16 protein-coding genes are annotated in these 20,423 nt (G+C 55.4%); 8 read left to right on the top strand and 8 right to left on the bottom strand.

All coding sequences use genetic code 11. The features are described from left to right. Positions 1–109 precede the first annotated feature (109 nt). On the top strand, positions 110–841 hold the full coding sequence (locus WBY09_RS18255; RefSeq protein WP_336233528.1) for a FadR/GntR family transcriptional regulator: 732 nt from the start codon (positions 110–112) through the stop codon (positions 839–841). Between the two features lie 6 nt (positions 842–847). Here WBY09_RS18255 and WBY09_RS18250 read toward each other — a convergent pair whose 3' ends face one another. Beyond that, on the bottom strand, positions 848–1,609 hold the full coding sequence (locus WBY09_RS18250; protein ID WP_336233527.1) for an HAD family hydrolase: 762 nt from the start codon (positions 1,607–1,609) through the stop codon (positions 848–850). Positions 1,610–1,824: 215 nt separating this feature from the next. Between WBY09_RS18250 and WBY09_RS18245 the strand changes: the two genes are divergently transcribed. Next, positions 1,825–3,414, top strand: coding sequence for an FGGY-family carbohydrate kinase (locus tag WBY09_RS18245; protein ID WP_336233526.1), 1,590 nt, complete (start codon positions 1,825–1,827; stop codon positions 3,412–3,414). Between the two features lie 247 nt (positions 3,415–3,661). On the opposite strand, the gene WBY09_RS18240 is transcribed toward WBY09_RS18245, so the two are convergent. Both WBY09_RS18240 and WBY09_RS18235 read right to left on the bottom strand, forming a co-directional pair. Further along, a complete protein-coding gene (locus WBY09_RS18240; protein WP_063087892.1) occupies positions 3,662–6,808 on the bottom strand; it encodes an efflux RND transporter permease subunit in 3,147 nt (1,048 codons plus the stop codon). 11 nt (positions 6,809–6,819) lie between these two features. Next, positions 6,820–7,956 (bottom strand): efflux RND transporter periplasmic adaptor subunit, encoded by a 1,137-nt coding sequence (locus WBY09_RS18235; protein ID WP_336233525.1) that lies wholly within the window; start codon positions 7,954–7,956, stop codon positions 6,820–6,822. Between the two features lie 165 nt (positions 7,957–8,121). On the opposite strand from WBY09_RS18235, the gene WBY09_RS18230 reads away from it, so the two are divergent. Both WBY09_RS18230 and WBY09_RS18225 read left to right on the top strand, forming a co-directional pair. Further along, positions 8,122–8,793 carry a TetR/AcrR family transcriptional regulator gene (locus tag WBY09_RS18230; RefSeq protein ID WP_336233524.1) on the top strand — a complete coding sequence of 224 codons (672 nt, stop codon included), beginning with the start codon at positions 8,122–8,124 and terminating at the stop codon, positions 8,791–8,793. 212 nt (positions 8,794–9,005) lie between these two features. Continuing rightward, complete coding sequence (locus tag WBY09_RS18225; RefSeq protein ID WP_336233523.1) at positions 9,006–10,169, top strand: hypothetical protein; 1,164 nt, start codon at positions 9,006–9,008, stop codon at positions 10,167–10,169. 80 nt (positions 10,170–10,249) lie between these two features. Here WBY09_RS18225 and WBY09_RS18220 read toward each other — a convergent pair whose 3' ends face one another. The 4 genes from WBY09_RS18220 to WBY09_RS18205 all read right to left on the bottom strand — a co-directional run bounded on the left by WBY09_RS18220 (position 10,250) and on the right by WBY09_RS18205 (position 14,654). Then, positions 10,250–12,661: a TonB-dependent siderophore receptor gene (locus tag WBY09_RS18220; protein ID WP_336233522.1), complete on the bottom strand. Its 2,412-nt coding sequence runs from the start codon at positions 12,659–12,661 to the stop codon at positions 10,250–10,252. Positions 12,662–12,887: 226 nt separating this feature from the next. After that, positions 12,888–13,988, bottom strand: a complete 1,101-nt coding sequence (locus tag WBY09_RS18215; protein ID WP_336233520.1) for a FecR family protein — start codon at positions 13,986–13,988, stop codon at positions 12,888–12,890. A gap of 4 nt (positions 13,989–13,992) precedes the next feature. Further along, positions 13,993–14,130 (bottom strand): hypothetical protein, encoded by a 138-nt coding sequence (locus WBY09_RS18210; protein WP_336233517.1) that lies wholly within the window; start codon positions 14,128–14,130, stop codon positions 13,993–13,995. After that, positions 14,127–14,654, bottom strand: a complete 528-nt coding sequence (locus tag WBY09_RS18205; RefSeq protein ID WP_231959681.1) for a sigma-70 family RNA polymerase sigma factor — start codon at positions 14,652–14,654, stop codon at positions 14,127–14,129. Before WBY09_RS18205 ends, WBY09_RS18210 begins: the two co-directional genes overlap by 4 nt. 156 nt (positions 14,655–14,810) lie before the next feature. Here WBY09_RS18205 and WBY09_RS18200 point away from each other — a divergent pair, with 156 nt between their 5' ends. The 3 genes from WBY09_RS18200 to WBY09_RS18190 all read left to right on the top strand — a co-directional run bounded on the left by WBY09_RS18200 (position 14,811) and on the right by WBY09_RS18190 (position 18,027). After that, complete coding sequence (locus WBY09_RS18200; RefSeq protein ID WP_336233516.1) at positions 14,811–14,996, top strand: VOC family protein; 186 nt, start codon at positions 14,811–14,813, stop codon at positions 14,994–14,996. Between the two features lie 532 nt (positions 14,997–15,528). After that, positions 15,529–17,448, top strand: a complete 1,920-nt coding sequence (locus WBY09_RS18195) for an autotransporter domain-containing protein (RefSeq protein ID WP_336233515.1) — start codon at positions 15,529–15,531, stop codon at positions 17,446–17,448. A gap of 192 nt (positions 17,449–17,640) precedes the next feature. Next, positions 17,641–18,027, top strand: a complete 387-nt coding sequence (locus WBY09_RS18190) for a c-type cytochrome (RefSeq protein ID WP_064781830.1) — start codon at positions 17,641–17,643, stop codon at positions 18,025–18,027. An 81-nt stretch (positions 18,028–18,108) separates the two neighbouring features. Here WBY09_RS18190 and WBY09_RS18185 read toward each other — a convergent pair whose 3' ends face one another. Further along, positions 18,109–19,032 carry an arylamine N-acetyltransferase family protein gene (locus WBY09_RS18185; protein WP_197147038.1) on the bottom strand — a complete coding sequence of 308 codons (924 nt, stop codon included), beginning with the start codon at positions 19,030–19,032 and terminating at the stop codon, positions 18,109–18,111. A 399-nt stretch (positions 19,033–19,431) separates the two neighbouring features. On the opposite strand from WBY09_RS18185, the gene WBY09_RS18180 reads away from it, so the two are divergent. Then, on the top strand, positions 19,432–20,286 hold the full coding sequence (locus tag WBY09_RS18180) for a D-amino-acid transaminase (RefSeq protein ID WP_197147037.1): 855 nt from the start codon (positions 19,432–19,434) through the stop codon (positions 20,284–20,286). Positions 20,287–20,423 lie beyond the last annotated feature (137 nt).

The following is a 20,423-nucleotide window of genomic DNA, read 5'->3' as shown; positions in this document are numbered from 1 at the left end:
ATCGTTCGATTAATTGAAGATGGTAACTGCAATGGCGCAAACAAAGATTAACGCCAACCTGCCATTTTTATATCCGGTTGTTTTACACCGGAATTATCGGATACGCAAAATGAACAAGCCACGTGTGCCGGCCGCCCCGCGCAAAGTATCACTGACCGAAAAGGTCATTGCCAGCCTGCGCCAAGAGATCGAAAGCGGCCAACGCGAACCCGGAAGCAAATTGCCGACCGAACCGGTTCTGACCGAACAGTTTGGCGTCAGCCGCACCGTGATCCGCGAAGCAATTGCCGCCCTTAAGGCCGACGGGTTGCTGGAACCGCGTCAGGGTGCCGGGGTGTTTGTTCTGTCACCGCAAACGCGGGCCAATGATAAATCGATCTTTGCGGTTGATTACGCGCAGGTGTCCGACGTTCTCGAAATTCTTGAACTGCGCATGGCGGTCGAGATCGAGGCGGCCGGGCTTGCCTGCACTCGAGCCTCTGTCGCGCAGCAAACCAAGATTTACGAGGCGATGGCCAAGATGGAACGCGCCCTTGAAAAGGGCGAACCGACCGAACAAGCCGATTTCGAATTTCACAGCGCGATTGCATCCGCCACCAACAATCGCCGCTTTGCCGAGTTTCTTGAACATCTGGGCGATAAAACCATCCCGCGCGCGCAATTGCGCCGTCGCCCGCCAGAGGCCGAAGACCAAAAGGCCTATATGCAGATGATCACCGGTGAACATCGCCGGATTTATGATGCGATTGCCGCGCGCGACGAAGATACTGCCCGCAAGGCGATGCGCGATCACCTCAGCCAAAGCCAGACCCGCTATCAGAAACTTCTGACCCAGCGGTAAGCGGCGCTAAACCGCAAGCGCCTGTGCGAGGATCGCCATGTCGGAAATAACAATGTCAGCACCGGCGTCATAAAGTCGCTGGCTGGCGGTTTGGGGATCATCGGCATAATGACCACCGCCGACAAAGCCGATGCATTTCATGCCCGCCGCCCGTGCCGCCGTCACCCCGGCAACAGAATCCTCGATCACGATGGCATCACCCGGGACATATCCCATGGCATCGGCCGCATGCAGGAAAAGGTCCGGGGCCGGCTTGCCGTTTTCAACGAAATCCGCACTATACACACGCCCGTCAAACCAAGGGCCAAGGCCCGTGACCTGCATGGTTTTTTCAAGCCGTTCGACAGAACTGCTTGATGAAATGCAAAAGGCAATATCGCGTGCCTGAAGGACGGTCAGGACGGTTTCGATCCCCTCAATCTTGGTCAGGTCGCGGTCATAGCGGTCAAACAGCATTTTATAGTAATACGGTTTGAATTCCGCACTGACATCGCACCCCGTTTGGGTTTTGATATATTCAATCGGTGCGGAACTTGATCGTCCGGTAAATCGGTCCGATACGTCGCGCAGACTGAGCGGCGCGTTAAAATGGTCCAGCACATCGACAAGCGTTGCCAGCGAGATCGGTTCGCTATTGACCAGAACGCCGTCACAGTCAAACAGGACAACACGACAGGCGTCAAACAGACCTTGGATCTCTGATGCTGACGTTACGATACCGGTCCCGACATCATCGGCCGGGCCTTGGACATTGTTTCCTCGGGCCATGTTGAACCTGGCTTGTGTGATTTATGTTATCGCTACAGCGTAGCTAAGAGATAAGTTCAGCGTCAACAAAAATGAACATTTGACCAATTAATGAACTTTTGATCAACTCAGGCAAAATTGAGCCCAAAACAGACGAAACAACAGCCCAAACAAAAGATCACCCGGCATCGGAGAACCCCCGAAAAGCCAGGGGATATGCGGAGGAGTACCCGATCATGAGTCCCACTTACCCCTGTTTTGTCGGTGTCGATGTCGGCACCGGAAGTGCGCGCGCCGGCGTGTTTGACGCCAATGGCAAATTGCTGGGCAGTGCCGCACACGCGATTGCGATGAACCGCCCGAAACCCGATTTCGTCGAACAGGATTCCGAGAATATCTGGCAGTCGGTCTGCCAGTCGGTGCGGGATGCCATGGCCAAATCAGGGGTCCCTGCACAAAAGGTCGCCGCCATCGGGTTTGATGCCACATGCTCGCTCGTGATCCGCGATCAGGATAATAAACCATTGGGTGTCACCCCCAATGGTGCGGACAACTGGGATGTGATTGTCTGGATGGATCACCGGGCCGTGCGCGAGGCCGAGGAATGCACCGCCACCGGCGCCAAGGTGCTGGAATATATCGGCGGGACCATGTCGCCCGAAATGGAAATCCCCAAATTGATGTGGCTGAAACGCCATCACAATGCCGCCTGGCAGAAAATGGGGGCGGCGTATGATCTGGCAGATTTCCTGTCATTCCGCGCGACCGGCAGCAACGCCCGGTCCTGCTGCACGGTGACGTGCAAATGGACCTACCTTGCCCATCAGGATGAACCATGGGATCGCGATTTCCTTAAAGCCATCGACATGGAAGACCTGAACGACAAGATCAACATGCATGACAGTGCGCTTGCAGTTGGCGAGCTGATCGGATCCCTTTCCGAACAGGGGGCTTCCGACCTTGGCCTGACGACTGATTGCGTGGTGGGTGCGGGACTGATTGATGCCCATGCCGGGGCGCTCGGCACACTTGGCGAATATCTGGATGGCAACCTTGATCAGCACTTTGCGATGATCGCGGGGACATCGACCTGCCATATGGCGCTATCAAAGGAACCACGCTTTATCAAGGGTGTCTGGGGTCCCTATTTTGGGGCGATTGCCCCGAACCTTTGGCTCAATGAAGGCGGGCAGTCGGCGACCGGTGCGTTGCTGGATCACATCGTTGCCATGCATCCGTTTTCCCATGACATGGGCCGGGATGCCCACAAGCTTGCCGGTGAAAAATTGATGCCGATGATGGCGGAAAAACCCGATCTGGCGCCGCGCCTGCATGTTCTGCCCGATTTCCATGGCAACCGATCGCCACTGGCCGATCCGGAGGCCCTTGGCGTGATTTCCGGCCTGACACTCGATCAAAGCGAGGAAAGCTTCCTGAAGCTTTACTGGGCCACCGCGTGCGCGATTGCCTATGGCACGCGCCATATCATCGATGCGATGAATGATACCGGCTATGACATCACCCACATTCACCTGAGCGGCGGCCATACCGCCAGCAAGGTACTGGTGAAACTCTATGCCGATGTCACCGGCTGTACGGTTGTGATGTCTGACTGCGAGGAGCCGGTTCTTCTGGGATCGGCGATGCTGGCCGCAGGTGCGCTTGATGCAAAAGGTGGCCTTGCCCGGGCCGCACGCCAGATGGCCGGCAAGGAAACCACCCATGCGCCCGACCCGTCAGCCAAGGCAGATCATGATCGTCGATACGCGATTTTCCATCAGATGCACGCCCATCGTCAGAGCCTTGATAGCATGAGCAAAACCTGATTTTTGCCTGCCCAATAGTGCGATATCTACGCCGTTCGTGCGGGTTTGGCGCGGCGCACCCTATCCAAAAGGCGCTTGACCTTATTGGGGGTTGCGGTCAAAACAAAAGGGCCGATGCAAACGCATCGGCCCTTTCTTTCGCACGCGCAACGGCGGGGTCGGGGGATCATGCAGAAATTTAAATTCTGCACCGTCACGGCGCGATGCCGTTTAAGGCCAGCCTTTTGATCAAGGCTGGCCTTAAATTTTATTCAGCCGGATGTTCGTGGGCCGCCTGGACTTCGTCCTTTTTCTTCCGGTTCTTGGCAAAGGTGCCAACAATCAGAACAAAGAACAGCGGCACGAAGAAGATCGCAAGCACGGTTGCGGCAATCATCCCGCCCATCACACCGGTACCCACGGCCACACGGGCCCCGGCACCGGCACCGGTCGAAATTGCCAACGGCACGACACCAAGGGTAAAGGCCATCGACGTCATGATGATCGGACGCAGACGCTGACGGGCGGCCTCGACTGTTGCCTCAAGAAGCCCCATGCCCTGGTCATAAAGTTCGCGGGCGAACTCGACAATCAGGATGGCGTTCTTGGCCGACAAACCAATCGTGGTCAGGATGGCCACCTGGAAATAGACGTCATCAGGCAGGCCACGCAGCATCGCTGCGATCACCGCACCAAGGACGCCCAGCGGCACGACCATCATCACCGAAATCGGAATGGCCCAGCTTTCATAAAGCGCTGCCAGACACAGGAAGACGACGATCATCGACAGGGCATACAATGCCGGTCCCTGCTCGCCCGCTTCGCGTTCCTCATAGGACAGTCCCTGCCATTCAAGGCCGATACCCCCCGGAAGCTTGTTTACCAGTTCCTGCATTGCGTTCATCGCGTCACCCGATGCCACACCCGGGGCGGCAGAGCCCTGAATGTTGAGCGAGGACAGACCGTTGAAGCGTTCCAGACGCGGAGAACCATATGTCCATTCACTTGTCGAGACAGCCGAAATCGGCACCATCTCGCCCATCTGGTTGCGGACATACCAGTAATCCATGTCTTCGGGCATCATGCGGTATTTGGCATCTGCCTGCATATAGACGCGCTTGACCCGGCCGTTTTCGATGAAGTCGTTGACGTAGCTTGAGCCCCAGGCCGCTGCCAATGTCTGGTTGATGTCAGCAATGCTCACGCCAAGGGCGCTTGCCTTTTCCTGATCAATATTGACGTTCAGCTGCGGGGTATCATTCAGGCCGTTCGGGCGCACACCGACAAGACGCGGGTCCTGTGATGCCATGCCCAACAGCTGGTTGCGGGCCGCAATCAGGGCATCGTGACCAATGCCACCACGATCCACAAGCTGCAGGTCAAAGCCGTTTGCGGTACCAAGTTCGATAATCGCCGGTGGTGCAAAGGCAAAGACCATGGCTTCGCGGATACCCGCAAACGCGCCATAGGCACGGCCAATCACCGCATCAACCGATTGATCAGGACGGGTACGTTCAGACCAGTCTTTCAGGTTCACGAACGCAATACCGGCGTTCTGGCCACTCCCGGCGAACGAGAAGCCGGCAACTGTGAACAGACCATCGATGTTTTCCGCCTCGTTCTCCATGAAGTGTGTTTCAAGCTTCTTGAGAACATCAACGGTGCGTTCCTGAGACGCGCCAGCCGGAAGCTGAACCATGGCAAACATGATGCCCTGGTCTTCTTCTGGCAGGAACGATCCCGGCAGACGGCCAAACAGCGCAATCAGCGCCGCGACAAGAATGCCGTAGACGAACAGATAGCGCCATTTGCGGTTCACGACATGGCCAACACTGCCTTGATAGAAGTTGTTGGTCTTGTCAAACCCGCGGTTAAACCAGCCAAACGGGCCTTTCTTCTTGCTCGGATCTTCGTGACCGGGCTTGAGCATGGTCGCGCAAAGTGCCGGGGTCAGAACAATCGCCACAACCACCGAAAGCGCCATGGCCGAAACGATCGTGACCGAGAACTGGCGATAAATCGCCCCGGTAGACCCGGCAAAGAACGCCATCGGCACAAACACGGCTGACAGCACCAGGGCAATACCAATCAGCGCGCCAGTAATCTGGCCCATCGATTTCCGCGTTGCTTCGCGTGGCGGAAGACCGTCTTCGTGCATCACACGTTCGACGTTTTCAACCACAACAATCGCGTCATCGACCAGAAGGCCGATGGCCAGCACCATGGCAAACATGGTCAGCGTGTTGATCGAATAGCCAAAGGCCGCAAGGATCCCGAAGGTGCCGAGCAAGACAACCGGCACGGCAATCGTCGGAATAAGCGTTGCCCGCCAGTTTTGCAGGAACAGGAACATCACCAGGAAGACGAGGACAATCGCCTCAAACAGGGTATGGACCACTTCCTCGATCGACACTTCGACAAACGGCGTCGTGTCATAGGGATAGACGATCTCGATGCCTTGCGGGAAGAACGGTTTCAGTTCTGCCAGACGGGCCTTGACCGCATCTGCGGTATCAAGCGCATTGGCACCGGTGGCAAGGTTGATGCCGATACCGGTTGCAGACTGCGCATTGTAACGCCCAACGATGTTATAGCTTTCGCCTCCGATCTCGATGCGGGCAACATCGCCAAGACGCACCTGCGATCCGTCGGTTTCGACCCTTAGCAGGATGTTGGAAAATTCATCGACCGTCTGAAGTTTGCTTTGCGCGGTGATGGTTGCGTTGATCTGCTGACCGTCAATCGACGGCGCGCCGCCAATCTGACCGGCGGTGACTTCGGTGTTTTGTGCCTCGATGGCATTGTTAACATCCATCACCGTCAGGTTATAGGACAGCATCTTGTTCGGATCGAGCCAGATGCGCATCGCGTGCTGCGCACCGAACACCTGAACCGAACCAACACCGTTCACACGGGCAATCGGGTCTTCCACCGACGAAACGACGAAGTCCGAGAGGTCTTCGGCATCCATCGATCCGTCTGCCGAGACAAAGCCGACAACCATCAGGAACGAGCCACTGGACTTGCTGACGGTCACACCCTGCTGCTGCACTTCGGTCGGAAGCGACGACATGGCAGCCTGCAGTTTGTTCTGCACCTGAACCTGGGCGATGTCCGGATTGGCTTCGGGCTCAAAGGTCAGGGTCACTGTTGCCTGACCGTTCCCCGAAGACGTCGAGGACATATAACGCAGGTAATCAAGCCCGTTCATCTGTTGTTCGATCACCTGGGTGACCGTGTTTTCAACAGTTTGGGCCGATGCCCCCGGATAGGTTGCCTCGATCTCGACCGATGGCGGTGCAATCGACGGATACTGTTCGATTGGCAACTGCCAAAGCGAAAGTCCCCCCGCCAACATGATCACCAGGGCGACAACCCAGGCGAAGACGGGGCGATCAATAAAGAATTTTGCCATTGAATAAGTCCTTATTCGGCGGCTTTGGCGGTTTCAACGGGCTGCGGCGCAACCGGGGCACCCGGTCCGATACGCTGGAGGCCATCAACAATGACTTGCGCGCCATCTTCGATACCGGCCGTCACCAGCCAATCCTGTCCCTGCGACTGCTCAATCGTCAGATCCTTGGAGGCCACTTTGCCATCCTCGACGACATAGGCATAAGCCGAGCCATCCGGGCGGCGCATTACCGCTTTTTGCGGCACAAGGAATGCGTCTTCAAGATGCCCCTGACGGACCTGACCGCGGACAAACATACCGGGCAGAAGCGTGCCATCCGGGTTCGGGAAGACAACGCGCAACCGCACCGTGCCGGTGGTTTCATTCACCGTCACATCGGAGAACTGCAAGGTGCCCTTGTGCGGATATTCTTCACCGGTGGCATCTATGATCAGGGAAACCTCGATCTGGCCTTCCTCGATACCCTTGATGCGACCATTGCGGATGGCTTCCTTGATCTTCAGCAACCGGCCACCGGCCTGGGTCACATCGACATAGATCGGATCAAGCTGGGTGATCGTGGTGAGTTTTGCCGACTGATTGGCAGTCACAAGCGCACCTTCGGAATAATCCGACGAGCCGATCTGACCGGAAATCGGTGCGGTAACCGTGGTGTAGGCGAGATTAATGCGCGCCTGTTCAAGTTCTGCGCGCGCCGCAGCAACCGCTGCCTTTGCCTGTGCCTCAGCGGCGACTGCATCGTCATAGGTTTGCTGGCTGACGGCCTGCGACTTGATCAGCGGGTCATAGCGCGACCGCGTCTTGGTCGTCTGATCAAGGGTTGCGCGCTGACGGGTCAGTTCGGCCTGGGCGGCATCAACCCGCGCAAGGTAAACTTCCTGATCAATCATATAAAGCTGCTGACCGGCTTCAACAAACGCACCCTCGGTGAAGTTGCGTTCCTTGATAATGCCATCGACCTGCGGGCGGATGTCTGCCTGACGGAAGGCAACGGTACGACCGGGCATTTCCTCGACCAGGCCAACAGTCTGCGCGTTCAGCGTCACGGTACCGACCGGGGTCGCCTGTGGCTGTTGCTGGGCGGCTGCCTGTTGGTCGCCTTCGCTCTGCTCGCTGCAGGCGGCTACAAGCACGACAAGCGCTGCCATACCAGCGAATTTCAAACAAGATCGCATGGACAAAATGCTTATTCCTTCTAAGTCCGCGCAAAGCTGTGTGGTGTGCGCTTTGCCATTGCTTTTATAAATACTGTACGGTACAGTACACATTGTGCGCTGCACGATCAAGAGCCAAAAACAGCAGAGCCAAGAAAGATGAGTGAAACGCCCGAAAAGCTTGAAAAACAACATTCTCGCGGTACTGCACGCCGTCGTGCAATGATGGATGCTGCATGGGCGTTATTGCTTGAACGTGGCTTTGCTGGCGTGACCCTCAATGACGTGATTTCAAAATCTGGCGGGTCGCGCACAACCCTGTACGAAGCGTTTGGCGGAAAGGATGGTTTGCTGGCTGCGGTCATGACCGAGCAATGCAAAGAATTCTCAGCCGAACTGCATATTTCACTGGAAACCGATCTCCCTCCCCGTGATGCCCTTACGGACTTCGGCACGAAACTGGCCCAAAAGATTGTAACCGAGGAAGTCGCCCGCTTCACCCAGATTCTGTATTCCGAAGGCCAGTATTTTCTACCCTTGATCGAGAAATTCTTTGAAGTTGGCCCCGACAGCACACGCAAGCACCTTGCCGATTACCTTTCAAGGCAACAAAAGCTTGGCAATATGATCATCGACGACCCGGAACATTCGGCTGAGATGTTTGAATCCATGGTCATCGGTGACTGGCTGTCACGCATCATGAAACACAATCCGCGCCCGCCAATGACCGATCAGCAGATTGCTGAACGTGTTGCCCGCGCGGTTGAAACCTTCCTGTGTGGTGTCGCAACACCAGAAGCGCGCGACAAGTTCGACTGTGCGAACAAATAACCTCCCCCTTCGTCGTCGCTGACCGGCTTTATAGCCAGCCCCTCCTGACAGCATCCTGTCAGGTGTGACCGATCGTGGCGAAATTCCCCAAGGGTGACCTGCATCACACCTGAATTACTTTGCCCTAACATTACCAAATTTGGGGTAAACTCTGGCCTGCGTTACCAACAGAAGGCGTATTTCCCCCTTCTGGCAAGCAAAAGGATCCCGTCATGCAGTTGCGAAAGGCACTTACCGGCTTTGGCGTTCTGGCAATTTCGATTGCCGGCCTGACCACCCGTGCCGACGCTATTTCCGTCGAAGATGCCCGGACGGCCGTTGATGCGATCCTGATGCAATCGGGCATTTCCGCGACCGAGGTCGATGCCCGCCCCATCGACGGCGATGCGGTCGAACTGGTTTATGACGCGGTTTCCCTTGATCTCAGCGGCTATTCCAGCCCGCGCCAACTCGCGATGGATGACGTTCTGGTCACGGTGCGCGATACCGATAGTGCCAATCAGGTTGATCTTGATGTCAAACTGCCCACACAGGCCAAAATGCTGGCCGAGGCAACCACGGATCAACGTGACCTGACGCTGCGCAATGCTGGCGGTTATCTGCGCTGGGATACCGCACGCAATGTGCCGGTTACCTTTGACGGATTTGCCGATTTTCTCGTCGGCGATGAACCGGTTTCGCGCAAGCACTGGCTGATCAATGGCCTGATCATTCAATGGTTGCCGGAAATGGCCAAGATCGCCTGGCAGGCGGCCGAGTGGACGGGCCCGAACCGTGAAAAGCGCGGCTCCATCAAATCGGCGAGCTTCACGCTTTATCCTGATAAAGACGGCGCAACCCATCTTGATTATTCCCATGATGGTTTGTGGCTGCCAAGCCTTCTGCAGCCGCGCACGGTGCGGGTCAAAAGCAGCAGTACCGGCCTGCCCTGGTCGGATGCCCAACCGATCATTGCAAAGGGTTTTAACGATATCCTGACCGGCACCGCCCCGCGCTTTGCCCGCCGCCAAATCGGCGATGCGCTGTGGAAAAAGGCCGCCCAGAACGGTGCGCCGGTCAAGGTTGATGAATTCTATGTTGAATCCCGGGGGCTCGAGGCGCTTGGATCTGGCGAATTCTTGGCCCAGGCTGCGGCACGTTATGGCTTCACCGGTGATTTTGATTTCAGACTTCTGGGTCAGGAAAAGCTGGTCGATCTTTTGGGAACGCCAGACAACCCGACAATCCTTGGCGCGCTTGTGCCCTTTGCCGTGAACGGCCTTGCCGCCGGACGCCCGGGACCACAAGGTACCACCGAATATGATGGGCAGCTGCTGCCCGATGGGCGGGTTGTGGTCAACGGACTGACGGTCTTTCGAACAGCCGACGGCAGCTAGGGTTTTACACCCCGTCCCGACACAACAAAACGGCCGCCCATCATTAAGACGGGCGGCCGCTTCTGTTTAAAGGCTTCGCGTTACCAGCTGTATTTCAGGGTCGCCAGAACCGTACGACCTTCACCGTAATAACGACTGCCGAATGTGTTTGAAGAAACATATTCCCGATCAAGCAGGTTGGTGGCGTTCACGGACAGACTGACGTCATCTGTCACGGCATAGTTGATGGCTGCATCAAACACGCTGTTTGACGGCAGGGTTTCGGTATTGCCGTCATTGCGCTGACGTTCACCGACAAAACGTACACCACTGCCAAGGGTCAAATCGCCAAGCGCGCCCTGCCCCGGAATAGTGTAGTCAAGCCAAGCTGAAGCCTGATGCTCGGGCACGTTTGCCGGGCGGTTGCCAATATTTGCCGCCGTCAAGTCATCCTTGATTTCGGCATCAAGGTAGGTATAGGCCAGCGTCATGTTCGTCTGCTCACCCAGCGACATTTTACCTTCAAGCTCAAGCCCGCGGGAATTGATTTCGCCGATCTGGTGGTAGGTTCTGGTCGCGGAATTGTACTGCGAAACGTTTTCCTGGGTCAGATCAAATACTGCAGCTGTAAACAGTGCATCGATTGCTTCGGGCTGGTACTTCACACCGATTTCGTACTGCGTGCCTTCCTGCGGTTTCACCCCATCCGGTCGCGACGCCAGGCTGGAATAAACCGGCTGGTAGGATTCCGAATAGTTTCCGTAAACCGACACTTCGTTGGTCGCCTTATAGGTCAGACCAAAACGCGATGTGAATTTGTGATCATCACGTTCGTCGGTCGTACCACTGCTGATCGTGTCGGTGTCGCTTTGGACATAATCGAACCGTCCGCCAACGGTTGCGATCCAGTCATCGGCAATGGTCAGCTGTTCCTGGGCATAAAGACCGTAGGCCGCCTGGGTAATTTCGGTATCAGAGGTGAAGTTCAAGTTGATGCACGAAATGCCGCAATAGGACGGGTTGTACGGATCAATCGGACTGGCCGTGCCGTCAAAGCGGCGTTCACGGTTCTGATCGCGGTTGTAATCCAGCCCAACCAACGTCTTGCTGTCGAAGGTATCGTTGATCGCTGTGTCATACTGGAGCTGGTTATCAATGGCGAAACGATCAAGTTCACCGTAAATCGCAAAAGCATATCGATTGCCAAGCGGCGTAGTATCGTTGAGATAGACCGTTTCATACGTCAGATCGACATGGGTGTAGCGCGCATTCTGACGAAACTCGAGCTTATCATTGATCTGGTGCGACAGCTCGTAACCGATATTGGTTTCTTCAGTGTCGAAATTGTTGAAATCCGGCTCCCCAAAGAACGCATCACGGCTGGTTTCAATTCCAGCTGGAAAGCCATAACCAAGGCCGCTTTCACGGTCGCTGTAGCTTGTCAGGATAGTCAGCTTGGTATCCGCATTGGGGGCATAGGTAAAGGCCGGTGCGACATAGATGCGGTCATCCTGCGAATAGTCCTGCCCGCGTTCGGCATCCTGCCACAAAGCAGTCAGGCGATAGGACCAGTTGCTGTTTTCGCCAACCGGACCCGTCACATCGCCCGCGCCGCGCAGATGATTTTCACCAAAGGTGGTCAGAACTTCGCCGCTGGCTTCATCCTGCGGGCGCTTGGTTGTCATATTGACCAAACCGCCCGGGCCATTCATGCCAAACAGGCTGGATGTCGAGCCCTTAAGCACATCAACTTGCTGCAAGCCATAGGTCTCCGGCCGACTGGTGATAAAATTGTAGACACGCGAAGACAATCCATCGCGATAGGTGCCAAGGTTGGTTTGGCCAAAGCCACGAACACGCACATAATCATATCGATAGTCAGAACCATATTCAGCAGCCTGAACGCCCGCCGTGTAGGAAACCGCTTGCTGGATGTCCTGAACGTTACGGGTTTCCATTTCTTTCTGCGTCACAACCGAAACCGCCGATGAATCATCCAAAATGGGCGTATCAGTTTTCGAAGCGGTCCGCGAGCGCGATGCAACAAAACTGTCGGTGATAGCATTGCTCGGATCAGATGCCTCTGCCGCATTGGCCTCGACCCGGAGCGTTTCAAGAACTTCTTCGCCGGCACTGCTGGTGACGGCTTCAATCACGACCGTCCCGTCACTGGTCACGTCATAATCAAGCCCCGACCCGCGCAGAAGCGCCTCAAGGGCTGTGCTTGCGCGCATCGTGCCATTGATGGTCGGCGCATCAATTCCGCGTGCCAGCGCACCATCGACCGTGACCTGCACACCGGCCTGCACGCCAAACTGGGCCAATGCACTGGTCAGTGACTGGGCCGGAATATCAAATGTGTGCTCGGCATCGATCCCGCCCGCACTGACCTGTGCATTTGCGTCAGGTGCAAACAACACGACCGGCGCCAAGGCGGTTGTCATCATCAAGGCGCTGGCTATTACCACAACACGACCACGTTTTTGCAGTCGAGCTGCACCCCCATTCTTCATTTTCTTCTATCTCCGTTTCATGTCCTATGCCTGAAACAAATTGAGAATGCAAACGCTTCTCAATTTCGCATAAAAGACAAAACGGATGCCGGTTCTGTTTTTTCAAAAATTTTTATGGGAAATCATCAGGATGCTTCCAAACCCGCAAAATTCTGCGGATTTGAAAGACATTATTTTTTCTGGCGAGCAAGTGTAAACGGGGGCCGAAATCCGGCCCCCACCGCCATCAGGACTTTGAGACAACCAGAACCCACGGGGTGATTTCACGCACCGTTGCCTTTTGCGCCCGCGCCATGCCGCGCAAGGCCGATACCGGATCATCAAGGCGATAAACGCCTGTGACCGTCTGTGCAGCCAGGACCTCATCGGTGATCAGGATGGTGCCAGTGAAATAGCGCCGAAGCTGATCAACAACTTCGGATAATGGTTGATCCTGTGCGATCAGCTGGTTCTTGCGCCAGGCCCCGATCTGGCTTATCGGGGAAGGATGACGGATCACCGTGCCGTCCTGCCCGACCCGGACATTCTGCCCGGCTTCAAGAATTTCAAAAACCGCCGGAACATTGGCGGCATTTTCGACCTGTACCCGTCCGTGTTCCACGCCAACCGTGGAAACAGCATTGCCTTCGGAAACATCAAATCCGGTGCCCAGCACCGTTACCGTCACCTGATCCGCCCCGACGCGAAACGGCTTTTGCGGGTCCGGGGTGACATCAAAGAACGCCTCGCCATCGAGCAATTCGACAAAGCGCGTCGCGCCGTCAAAATGCACCGTAATCGCGCTTTCCGGCGCAAGGGTCACCGTGCTGTTGTCAGAAAGCGTGATGGTGCGCATCTCGCCTGTTGCAGTGACATGATCGGCCTGCATCCGGGTGGCGATATCCGGCCCGATGATGGCCGCCACAAGGGATGCAGCCACCGCCACCCCGCCAAGCCCGATCCCGCGCCAGGACATATTGCCGCGCTTTTGAAACCGGGTTTGCGCCGAGATGACTTTGCCCTCGGCAACGGCCTTTTCGTAATCAATATTCAGCAGGGCCGCGACCGCGTCATTCTGTTGACCGTCCCCAGCACCTTTGTCGCCAGCCTCACGGCTCGCCGCAAGGAACGCCTGCCAGTCGGCCGTGCCAGACGGCTTGGCCTTTGCCATCAGATCGGCAGTCTTTTGCGTGGCGTTCCAGGCATCAAGATGGGCTGGATCCTCGGCACACCAGTCGGCAAACTGCGCTTGCAGTTCCGGGTTTTCCGGATCTTCCTGCAGGCGGATCAACCATTCGGTCGCGGCCTTGCCCGCCTGCTTTTGAACTGGATCAGTTATCTCTGCCATCACCCTATTGCGCCCCCGTTGCACCGCCTGGTGCGATCAGGGCGATATAGCCGATATCACGCAACACGTCACCATCTGTGCGGGTTATGGCGCAAATTTCTGCACGGTCAGACTGTTTGGTTGGGCAATCGGCGATCCTCATGGCCAGCCACCCAGCCGTTCGCGACAATGATCAATGCCCTCGGATACAAGCTTATGGGCAAGCGGCACGGAAATATCGAGATAGTCAGCAATCTCGCGCAGTTTCGCCCCACCCACCCGATGCATCTCGCAGGCAATGCGCGTGCGTTCGGGCAGTTCGGAAAGGGCTTGCATCAAAATCGCGTATTCATCCTTGTACACCGCAACCGTTTCCGGGTCCGGGCTGTCGGATGCGCGCGTTTGCACGGCAACGTCATAGTCAGATGCCGCCGTCAGGCTGCTTTCACGGGCAATCTGGCGTTTGCTATCAAGTGCCAGATTGCGCACGATCCGGTACAGATATCCGGTGGTATCATCGAGAAACCGCCCCTTGGTCGCCGCATCAAAGCGCAACCATGCTTCCTGCACCAGATCTTCGGCCTGCACACGGCTGCCGATGATGCTGCTGGCATAGTTCACAAGTGCGGATCGCTGGCGCATGAACAGCGCCAATGACGTCACATTTGATGTCGCGTTTGAAGCCAATCAGAATGTCCTTTGCACAATGCGGGCAAGCCGGTGCCCGCATGGGATGACACGCTTAGCGCAAATGATACTGATTATCAACATCAATAAAGCACCCTATCCATCAGACGATGATCGCATCATCGAACTGCGCCGTGCCGATGGGGCCTGATCCTGATGCTGCATCCGGCAGGCAAAGGTCAGAAAGCGGGCCAGTCTTTGATCAAACTGGTCTTTGAAGTCGAGGATGTCGAAAGCACCCGAAACGCCCTGATCAAATCCGGGGTCGATGTCGGACCGATCCATCAGGCCGACAGCTACCAGTTCGCGAACCTCAAGGACCCGGCAAAGAATTCGGTATAGATCTCCAGCCGCGCACTCGCCTGTCTCCAACGCACGTTCGACGTCTATCGTTCTAGGGTCCAGACTCATTCAAATGGTCGATCCGGCACTAGAAACCGGGTGCGATATCCAGAAAGCGTCCAGAGTATCCCCAAAGCGCAGCAAACGTATGCCCGCACCAAATTGCATGTTTCTTTATCGGAGATGCAGCTTAATTCTTTGCGCGGGGATTGAAGCGTTTCTTGTTCACTTGAAAATTTAGCCGATCTTTTAGCCGATCTTGAGGTGTCTTTGCGTGATGGAAATTCATGCATCAGACAAAGACCTGTCTGGCGGATAACCGTTGAAGCATTGACCCGGGTAAAAAACTTGGCGTTTTGCAATCCGATGATGTGATCAGGCGCAAGCAGAGCAGACTTTCAGAGCCCTTCTCATCCCCGATGCAGTTCATAAGGCAAACCTTATGGCATGAACACGATGACCCTGTTTGCTGTGAGAGCAGCCAGAAGACAACAGTGGCGTAAAACGCATTGTCTGGGAGAACGATTGAGCTATGGAAAGCTATTTTAAGTCTGACCACATGTTGTGGCGGGCATTGCTTCTTATAACTAGATTTACCAACAACACACTGAAAATAAATATAAAACGTGAAACAATACGATACAGAAAAACAAAATCTACAATACAGATAAAAACCAACGTCGCATGGCTCTGTATTATTGCACTATTTTTGCTTGTCGCGCCCAATAGCGCCTATGCCTACAGCGTAACAAACGCGGGTGGCAGTGCAGCGACACCGACACAGACGATTACAACCGAAGCCAGCAAAAGAGTGCCCGGCGACAGCTTGACCTTCTTCCAGGAGGCAAATCCGGCACCATCCGGATTTGCAGCGGGCGATACGCTGGAAATCTCGCTGAGTGGCGGGGCGACCTTTGCTGACGCCAACATTTCCTTCGAAGCGAGTGCGGGCGGCGCTGGCACTGGTGACCTGACTTGGGCAACCTTCTCGGGATCGCCCCAAGGAAGGTCGTCGCTCACCGTCACCATCCAACAAGGAACGACGCCGGGATCATTTGCTAATTTCGACGGACTAATTCTGAGCGGTAACACCATTGCAGGACAATCCCTAACGATCAATCTTCCCCAGATTGCCGGGCGCGATATTTTCATTTCCTTTACCTTGCGCAACTCAGGCGGCACGGTGAAAGGAACAGCAAGCCTAAAGCTGTTTGACAACACACTTGCCCCCGCCGGGAACCTTGAAGAATCCCAGTCTGCGATCAAGACTGTACTTGCTACTCATATCAGAAACATGACGTCGCAAAGTGTTAGCCTTTCCGGATTGATTACCGGACGCGGATTTGGCCGTGGCGGCGGCAGCCTTGGCGGTTTGTTTGGCGACAGCGCCGCATTCGGGAATGCCTTGACGGAATCCACAGGTTTGACTTTGCCGGTTGCACTGGAGTTGAACGAAGGAAGAGGCAACTTTGCAGCAAATCTCAATAGCGTGATGAACTGGACGGGAGAACTGGCTGCCGGAGAGCAAAATACAGGTGGTCTCCCGCCCAGCGCGTTTTCCAATTTTGAAAGCCCGATGAACCTGTGGGTGAAGGGCAGATGGGAAGGCATAAATGATAGTCGGGGTGGCACAGCAGGAGACAGCGATTTCGGCCTGTTTATGACTGGCATCGACTATCGTGTTGATAAAGACACGATGGTTGGCATCCTTGGCCAATATGACCTCTACAAATCGACTGCCACTGGCCAAGACAGCCATGGTGAGGGAAAAGGCTGGATGGTCGGGCCCTATATGGTCTCTCGACTGGATGAAAACCTGATTTGGGATGGTCGCGTTGCCTGGGGTAAATCAAAAAACAAGATCAATCCGCTCGGCCGGGGATGGGACAAATATGACGGTGAACGCTCACAGTTGGAAACCAATCTGACCGGCGACATCCGCTCAGAAAATTGGGAATTTTATCCGCAGATCGGCATCAACTACTTCCGTGAAGAACAAAAAGCATACACAAACTTTGGCGGGGAGCGGATCGAAGCCCAGACAATAACCTTCGGCAACCTTACGTTCGGCCCGGAAATTGTTCGCGTTTTGCAAGTCGAAGATGGCCCAACATATCGGCCATTCGTTGCTCTTCGCGGCATTTGGGATTTCCGGGCACCACCGATTGCACATAGTAACGGAAGCCAAGTAGATACCGAAAAGCTGCGCGCCAGAGCGGAACTTGGCGGAGACATCACCTTTGAAGATGGCGGAAGTATCTACGCCAAATATGCCTATGACGGCATTGGCCTAGCGAACTATGAGTCCCATAGCTTTGAAATCATTGCAAACACGCCGGTAACTTTCGGTTTCCTGCCGGATAACAGCAAGTTCAAATCTTCATTTAATCAGGATGTAAGCTCAACCCAGGCAAGCACCTTCCGGATAGGGCTCGACATTCCGCTAAACTGATCTCACGCGTGTAAAGGGATGTCACAAAGCCATCCCTTTATTCTCTCATGCCAGCACCGCTATCGCCCCAAACCGCTCATAACCCGACATCAACCCGTCGTAACAACCGCCAGAAAGCTTAGGAATTTCGTTACCTTGGCTTGCTATACAGGTGATTAGAACACATTCAAAATCGCCATCCGGGAGCCCGCCATGCAGAAAACCAGCCTTGTCATCCTGTTGACCGGTGTTGTGGCCTTGGGCATGTGGGGGATCAGCGATTACATGGCGCACAAGGGCGAGGCATATGGCGATGTCGAACGCGGGCAATCAATTGCCGAGCAGACCTGCCTGCGCTGTCACACCAAATTCGAAGGCGATCCCCTGCCCGATCCGAACGTCACCACCGCCCCGGCCCTTGCCAGTTTCGGGCAACGCTGGCCGCTCGAAAACCTTGAAGAAGCCCTGGCAGAAGGCATCACGGTTTCGCATGACAACATGACCATGCCGGAATTTTCCTTTACCTCCCAAAGCATCGCCGATCTGCTGAGCTATATGGAAAGCCTGACAAACGAGGCCAATGCGAAGGCCGGCAAATAAGCCGTTTGAAGGTAATTAGGGCGGGGAGCAAAAACGCCCCGCCCTTGATCATTCACAGCCCGATAAACACCGCACAGTCGTTTATACGTGACTGTGATTGACCAATCTGGCAAAGGCGCCGCGCCAGGCCGGGTCCGGCTCGATGCCAAAGATGTCTTTGAGCGTTTGGGGAATATCCCCAACACTGAGCGTATGTTGTTCTTCCTCGCCGGTGACCAGCCGGATGGTCAGGCGGTTATTAAGCAGGGTGAAGCGGGCAAACGGGGCAGAGCGTGCGACCATCAGGGTCTTGCAGAATCCGCTGTCGGGGTGATCGGATGCGTACCAGTTCATGACCTCGTAATCGATATTTGAAACAGGCGCGATATCGATCTCATGCACCGGCTTCCAAACGCCATCGCGTTCCAGTTCAATCCGATAGCTGTGCGCCCCCTTGGTCACGCGGTATGTGTCGTGCGGGGTTGCTTGTGGCGTTTCGATATCAAGCAATAACGGCCCGGTTGGCACACAGCCGCCCAACCCAACATCGGCCAGCCATGCTTCGCCATCAATCATCACCCGGTTGGCCATGTGGCAGCGTGGACGGGGCAGATCATTCGGGCCATAGCCCCATAAAACCCGCCCGGCCAGACCTTCGACCTCAAAGCCAAGGCTGCACAACACCCGGCGAAACAGGCCGTTCTGCTCAAAACAATAGCCACCCCGCCCGTCATGGATCAGCTTTTGATCGACGCGCTCCGGATCGATGCTGATCGGGGTATCGTTGAAGACATCAATCGCTTCGAACGGGATGGTTGCCGGATGCATCGCATGCAGGGTTTGCAAAACTTCCAGCGTTGCTTCGCGCGGGCCGTCATAGCCGATCCGGGCGAAATAGGCATCCAGATCCACTTCCTGCCTCGGGCGTTTGATCGGGGCGGCCCAACTGGCATTGATCCGGCTTTGCAAAGTGTCATGGTCTGGTGCGACCGGGGCGTTATGGGTGACGGGCTGGTGGCTATTCATCACAAGGCTCCATTCCTTTGACGATGTCTTTTCATCATCGTTTGATCTCATGAAGCAGGACGATAAAACCTCAACCTATGTTACGGTCAAACGCAAAAAATCGAAAAACTTTAAATCGAATAATCTGCGAATAATATCTGAAATCACGGCCCCACTCACAGCATTCACCCCATGATCACGGCCCATTCAAGCAACAATTCACCTTTTACACGCACGATATAGAGCTTTTGCGCGACAGATTGCGTCCCCCTGTGATATTTGAGACTCTAAAGAGCGGAGAAACCGAACAAGCCAATGATCGCGATGGCACTGGCCGTGCGCGAACGGGTCTTTGGAAACGTCGCTTTATCCACCCAAGACGGATCGCGAAGGGTCCGCTTGCCAGACAGGGAAATAACCATGCGCACTGTTTATGTGAACGGCGAGTTTTTGCCGGAAACCGAAGCAAAGATTTCGATTTTTGACCGATCCTTCCTGTTCGCCGACGGCGTGTATGAAGTGACCTCGGTGCTTGATGGCAAGCTGATTGACTTTACGGGTCACATGAAGCGCCTCGAACGCTCGCTTGCCGAGCTCAAGTTCCAGTTCAAGCCCGATATTGACCAGTTTCTTGAAGCCCACCGTGAACTGGTGAAGCTTAACGACATCACCGAAGGCCTGATCTACCTGCAGGTTTCGCGTGGTTCGGCCGGTGATCGAGATTTCGCGATCGACCCGCAAACGCCGCCGACCATCGTGATGTTCACGCAAAGCAAATCCCTGATCAAATCGGCCCTTGCCGAACGCGGCCAAAAGATCGTGACCTTCCCCGACATCCGCTGGCGCCGGTCCGACATCAAGACCACCCAGCTTCTTTATGCGTCGCTTCTCAAAACCGATGCGGCTGCCAAGGGCAAGGATGATGCCTGGATGGTGCTGGATGGCTATGTCACCGAAGGGTCAAGCAACAACGCCTATATCGTCACCAAGGACGGCACGATCGTCACCCGTGAACTTTCGACCGACATCCTGCACGGCATCACCCGTGCCGCGGTCCTGAAATGCGCCGAGGAGCTTCAGCTCAAAGTCGAAGAACGCCACTTCACCATCGAAGAAGCCCAGAACGCGGCTGAAGCCTTTTCGACCTCGGCCTCGGCCTTTGTCTGCCCGGTTGTCGAAATTGATGACAAGAAAATCGGCGATGGCGTTCCTGGCCCGGTCGCCAAGCGCCTGCGCGAGATTTATATCGACGCCAACCGCAAGATGGCGATCTGATCTGATCAAACAACGTCTGATATGATCGTCTCCTCAATGTCGATCAAAACGAAAAACGCCGCCCACCTTCGGGCGGCGTTTTTGCTTAACTGCTGGCCTCATCGCAACAATTCCCGTAAAGCTGAAAGCTGACGCCA

Origin of the sequence: Thalassospira sp. CH_XMU1458, from assembly GCF_037027205.1 — a bacterium.
In the GTDB taxonomy this organism is placed as follows: domain Bacteria; phylum Pseudomonadota; class Alphaproteobacteria; order Rhodospirillales; family Thalassospiraceae; genus Thalassospira; species Thalassospira tepidiphila.
The sequence above is the reverse complement of the archived record's forward strand: the minus strand, read 5'-3'. Positions and strand labels throughout refer to the sequence as shown.

Excerpts from the sequence above, each read along its gene's own strand:
- WBY09_RS18255 (WP_336233528.1), top strand. The coding sequence starts at position 110 with ATGAACAAGCCACGTGTGCCGGCCGCCCCGCGCAAAGTATCACTGACC.
- WBY09_RS18250 (WP_336233527.1), bottom strand. The coding sequence starts at position 1,609 with ATGGCCCGAGGAAACAATGTCCAAGGCCCGGCCGATGATGTCGGGACC.
- WBY09_RS18245 (WP_336233526.1), top strand. The coding sequence starts at position 1,825 with ATGAGTCCCACTTACCCCTGTTTTGTCGGTGTCGATGTCGGCACCGGA.
- WBY09_RS18240 (WP_063087892.1), bottom strand. The coding sequence starts at position 6,808 with ATGGCAAAATTCTTTATTGATCGCCCCGTCTTCGCCTGGGTTGTCGCC.
- WBY09_RS18235 (WP_336233525.1), bottom strand. The coding sequence starts at position 7,956 with ATGGCAGCGCTTGTCGTGCTTGTAGCCGCCTGCAGCGAGCAGAGCGAA.
- WBY09_RS18230 (WP_336233524.1), top strand. The coding sequence starts at position 8,122 with ATGAGTGAAACGCCCGAAAAGCTTGAAAAACAACATTCTCGCGGTACT.
- WBY09_RS18225 (WP_336233523.1), top strand. The coding sequence starts at position 9,006 with ATGCAGTTGCGAAAGGCACTTACCGGCTTTGGCGTTCTGGCAATTTCG.
- WBY09_RS18220 (WP_336233522.1), bottom strand. The coding sequence starts at position 12,661 with ATGAAGAATGGGGGTGCAGCTCGACTGCAAAAACGTGGTCGTGTTGTG.
- WBY09_RS18215 (WP_336233520.1), bottom strand. The coding sequence starts at position 13,988 with ATGGCAGAGATAACTGATCCAGTTCAAAAGCAGGCGGGCAAGGCCGCG.
- WBY09_RS18210 (WP_336233517.1), bottom strand. The coding sequence starts at position 14,130 with ATGAGGATCGCCGATTGCCCAACCAAACAGTCTGACCGTGCAGAAATT.
- WBY09_RS18200 (WP_336233516.1), top strand. The coding sequence starts at position 14,811 with ATGCTGCATCCGGCAGGCAAAGGTCAGAAAGCGGGCCAGTCTTTGATC.
- WBY09_RS18195 (WP_336233515.1), top strand. The coding sequence starts at position 15,529 with ATGGAAAGCTATTTTAAGTCTGACCACATGTTGTGGCGGGCATTGCTT.
- WBY09_RS18190 (WP_064781830.1), top strand. The coding sequence starts at position 17,641 with ATGCAGAAAACCAGCCTTGTCATCCTGTTGACCGGTGTTGTGGCCTTG.
- WBY09_RS18185 (WP_197147038.1), bottom strand. The coding sequence starts at position 19,032 with ATGAATAGCCACCAGCCCGTCACCCATAACGCCCCGGTCGCACCAGAC.
- WBY09_RS18180 (WP_197147037.1), top strand. The coding sequence starts at position 19,432 with ATGCGCACTGTTTATGTGAACGGCGAGTTTTTGCCGGAAACCGAAGCA.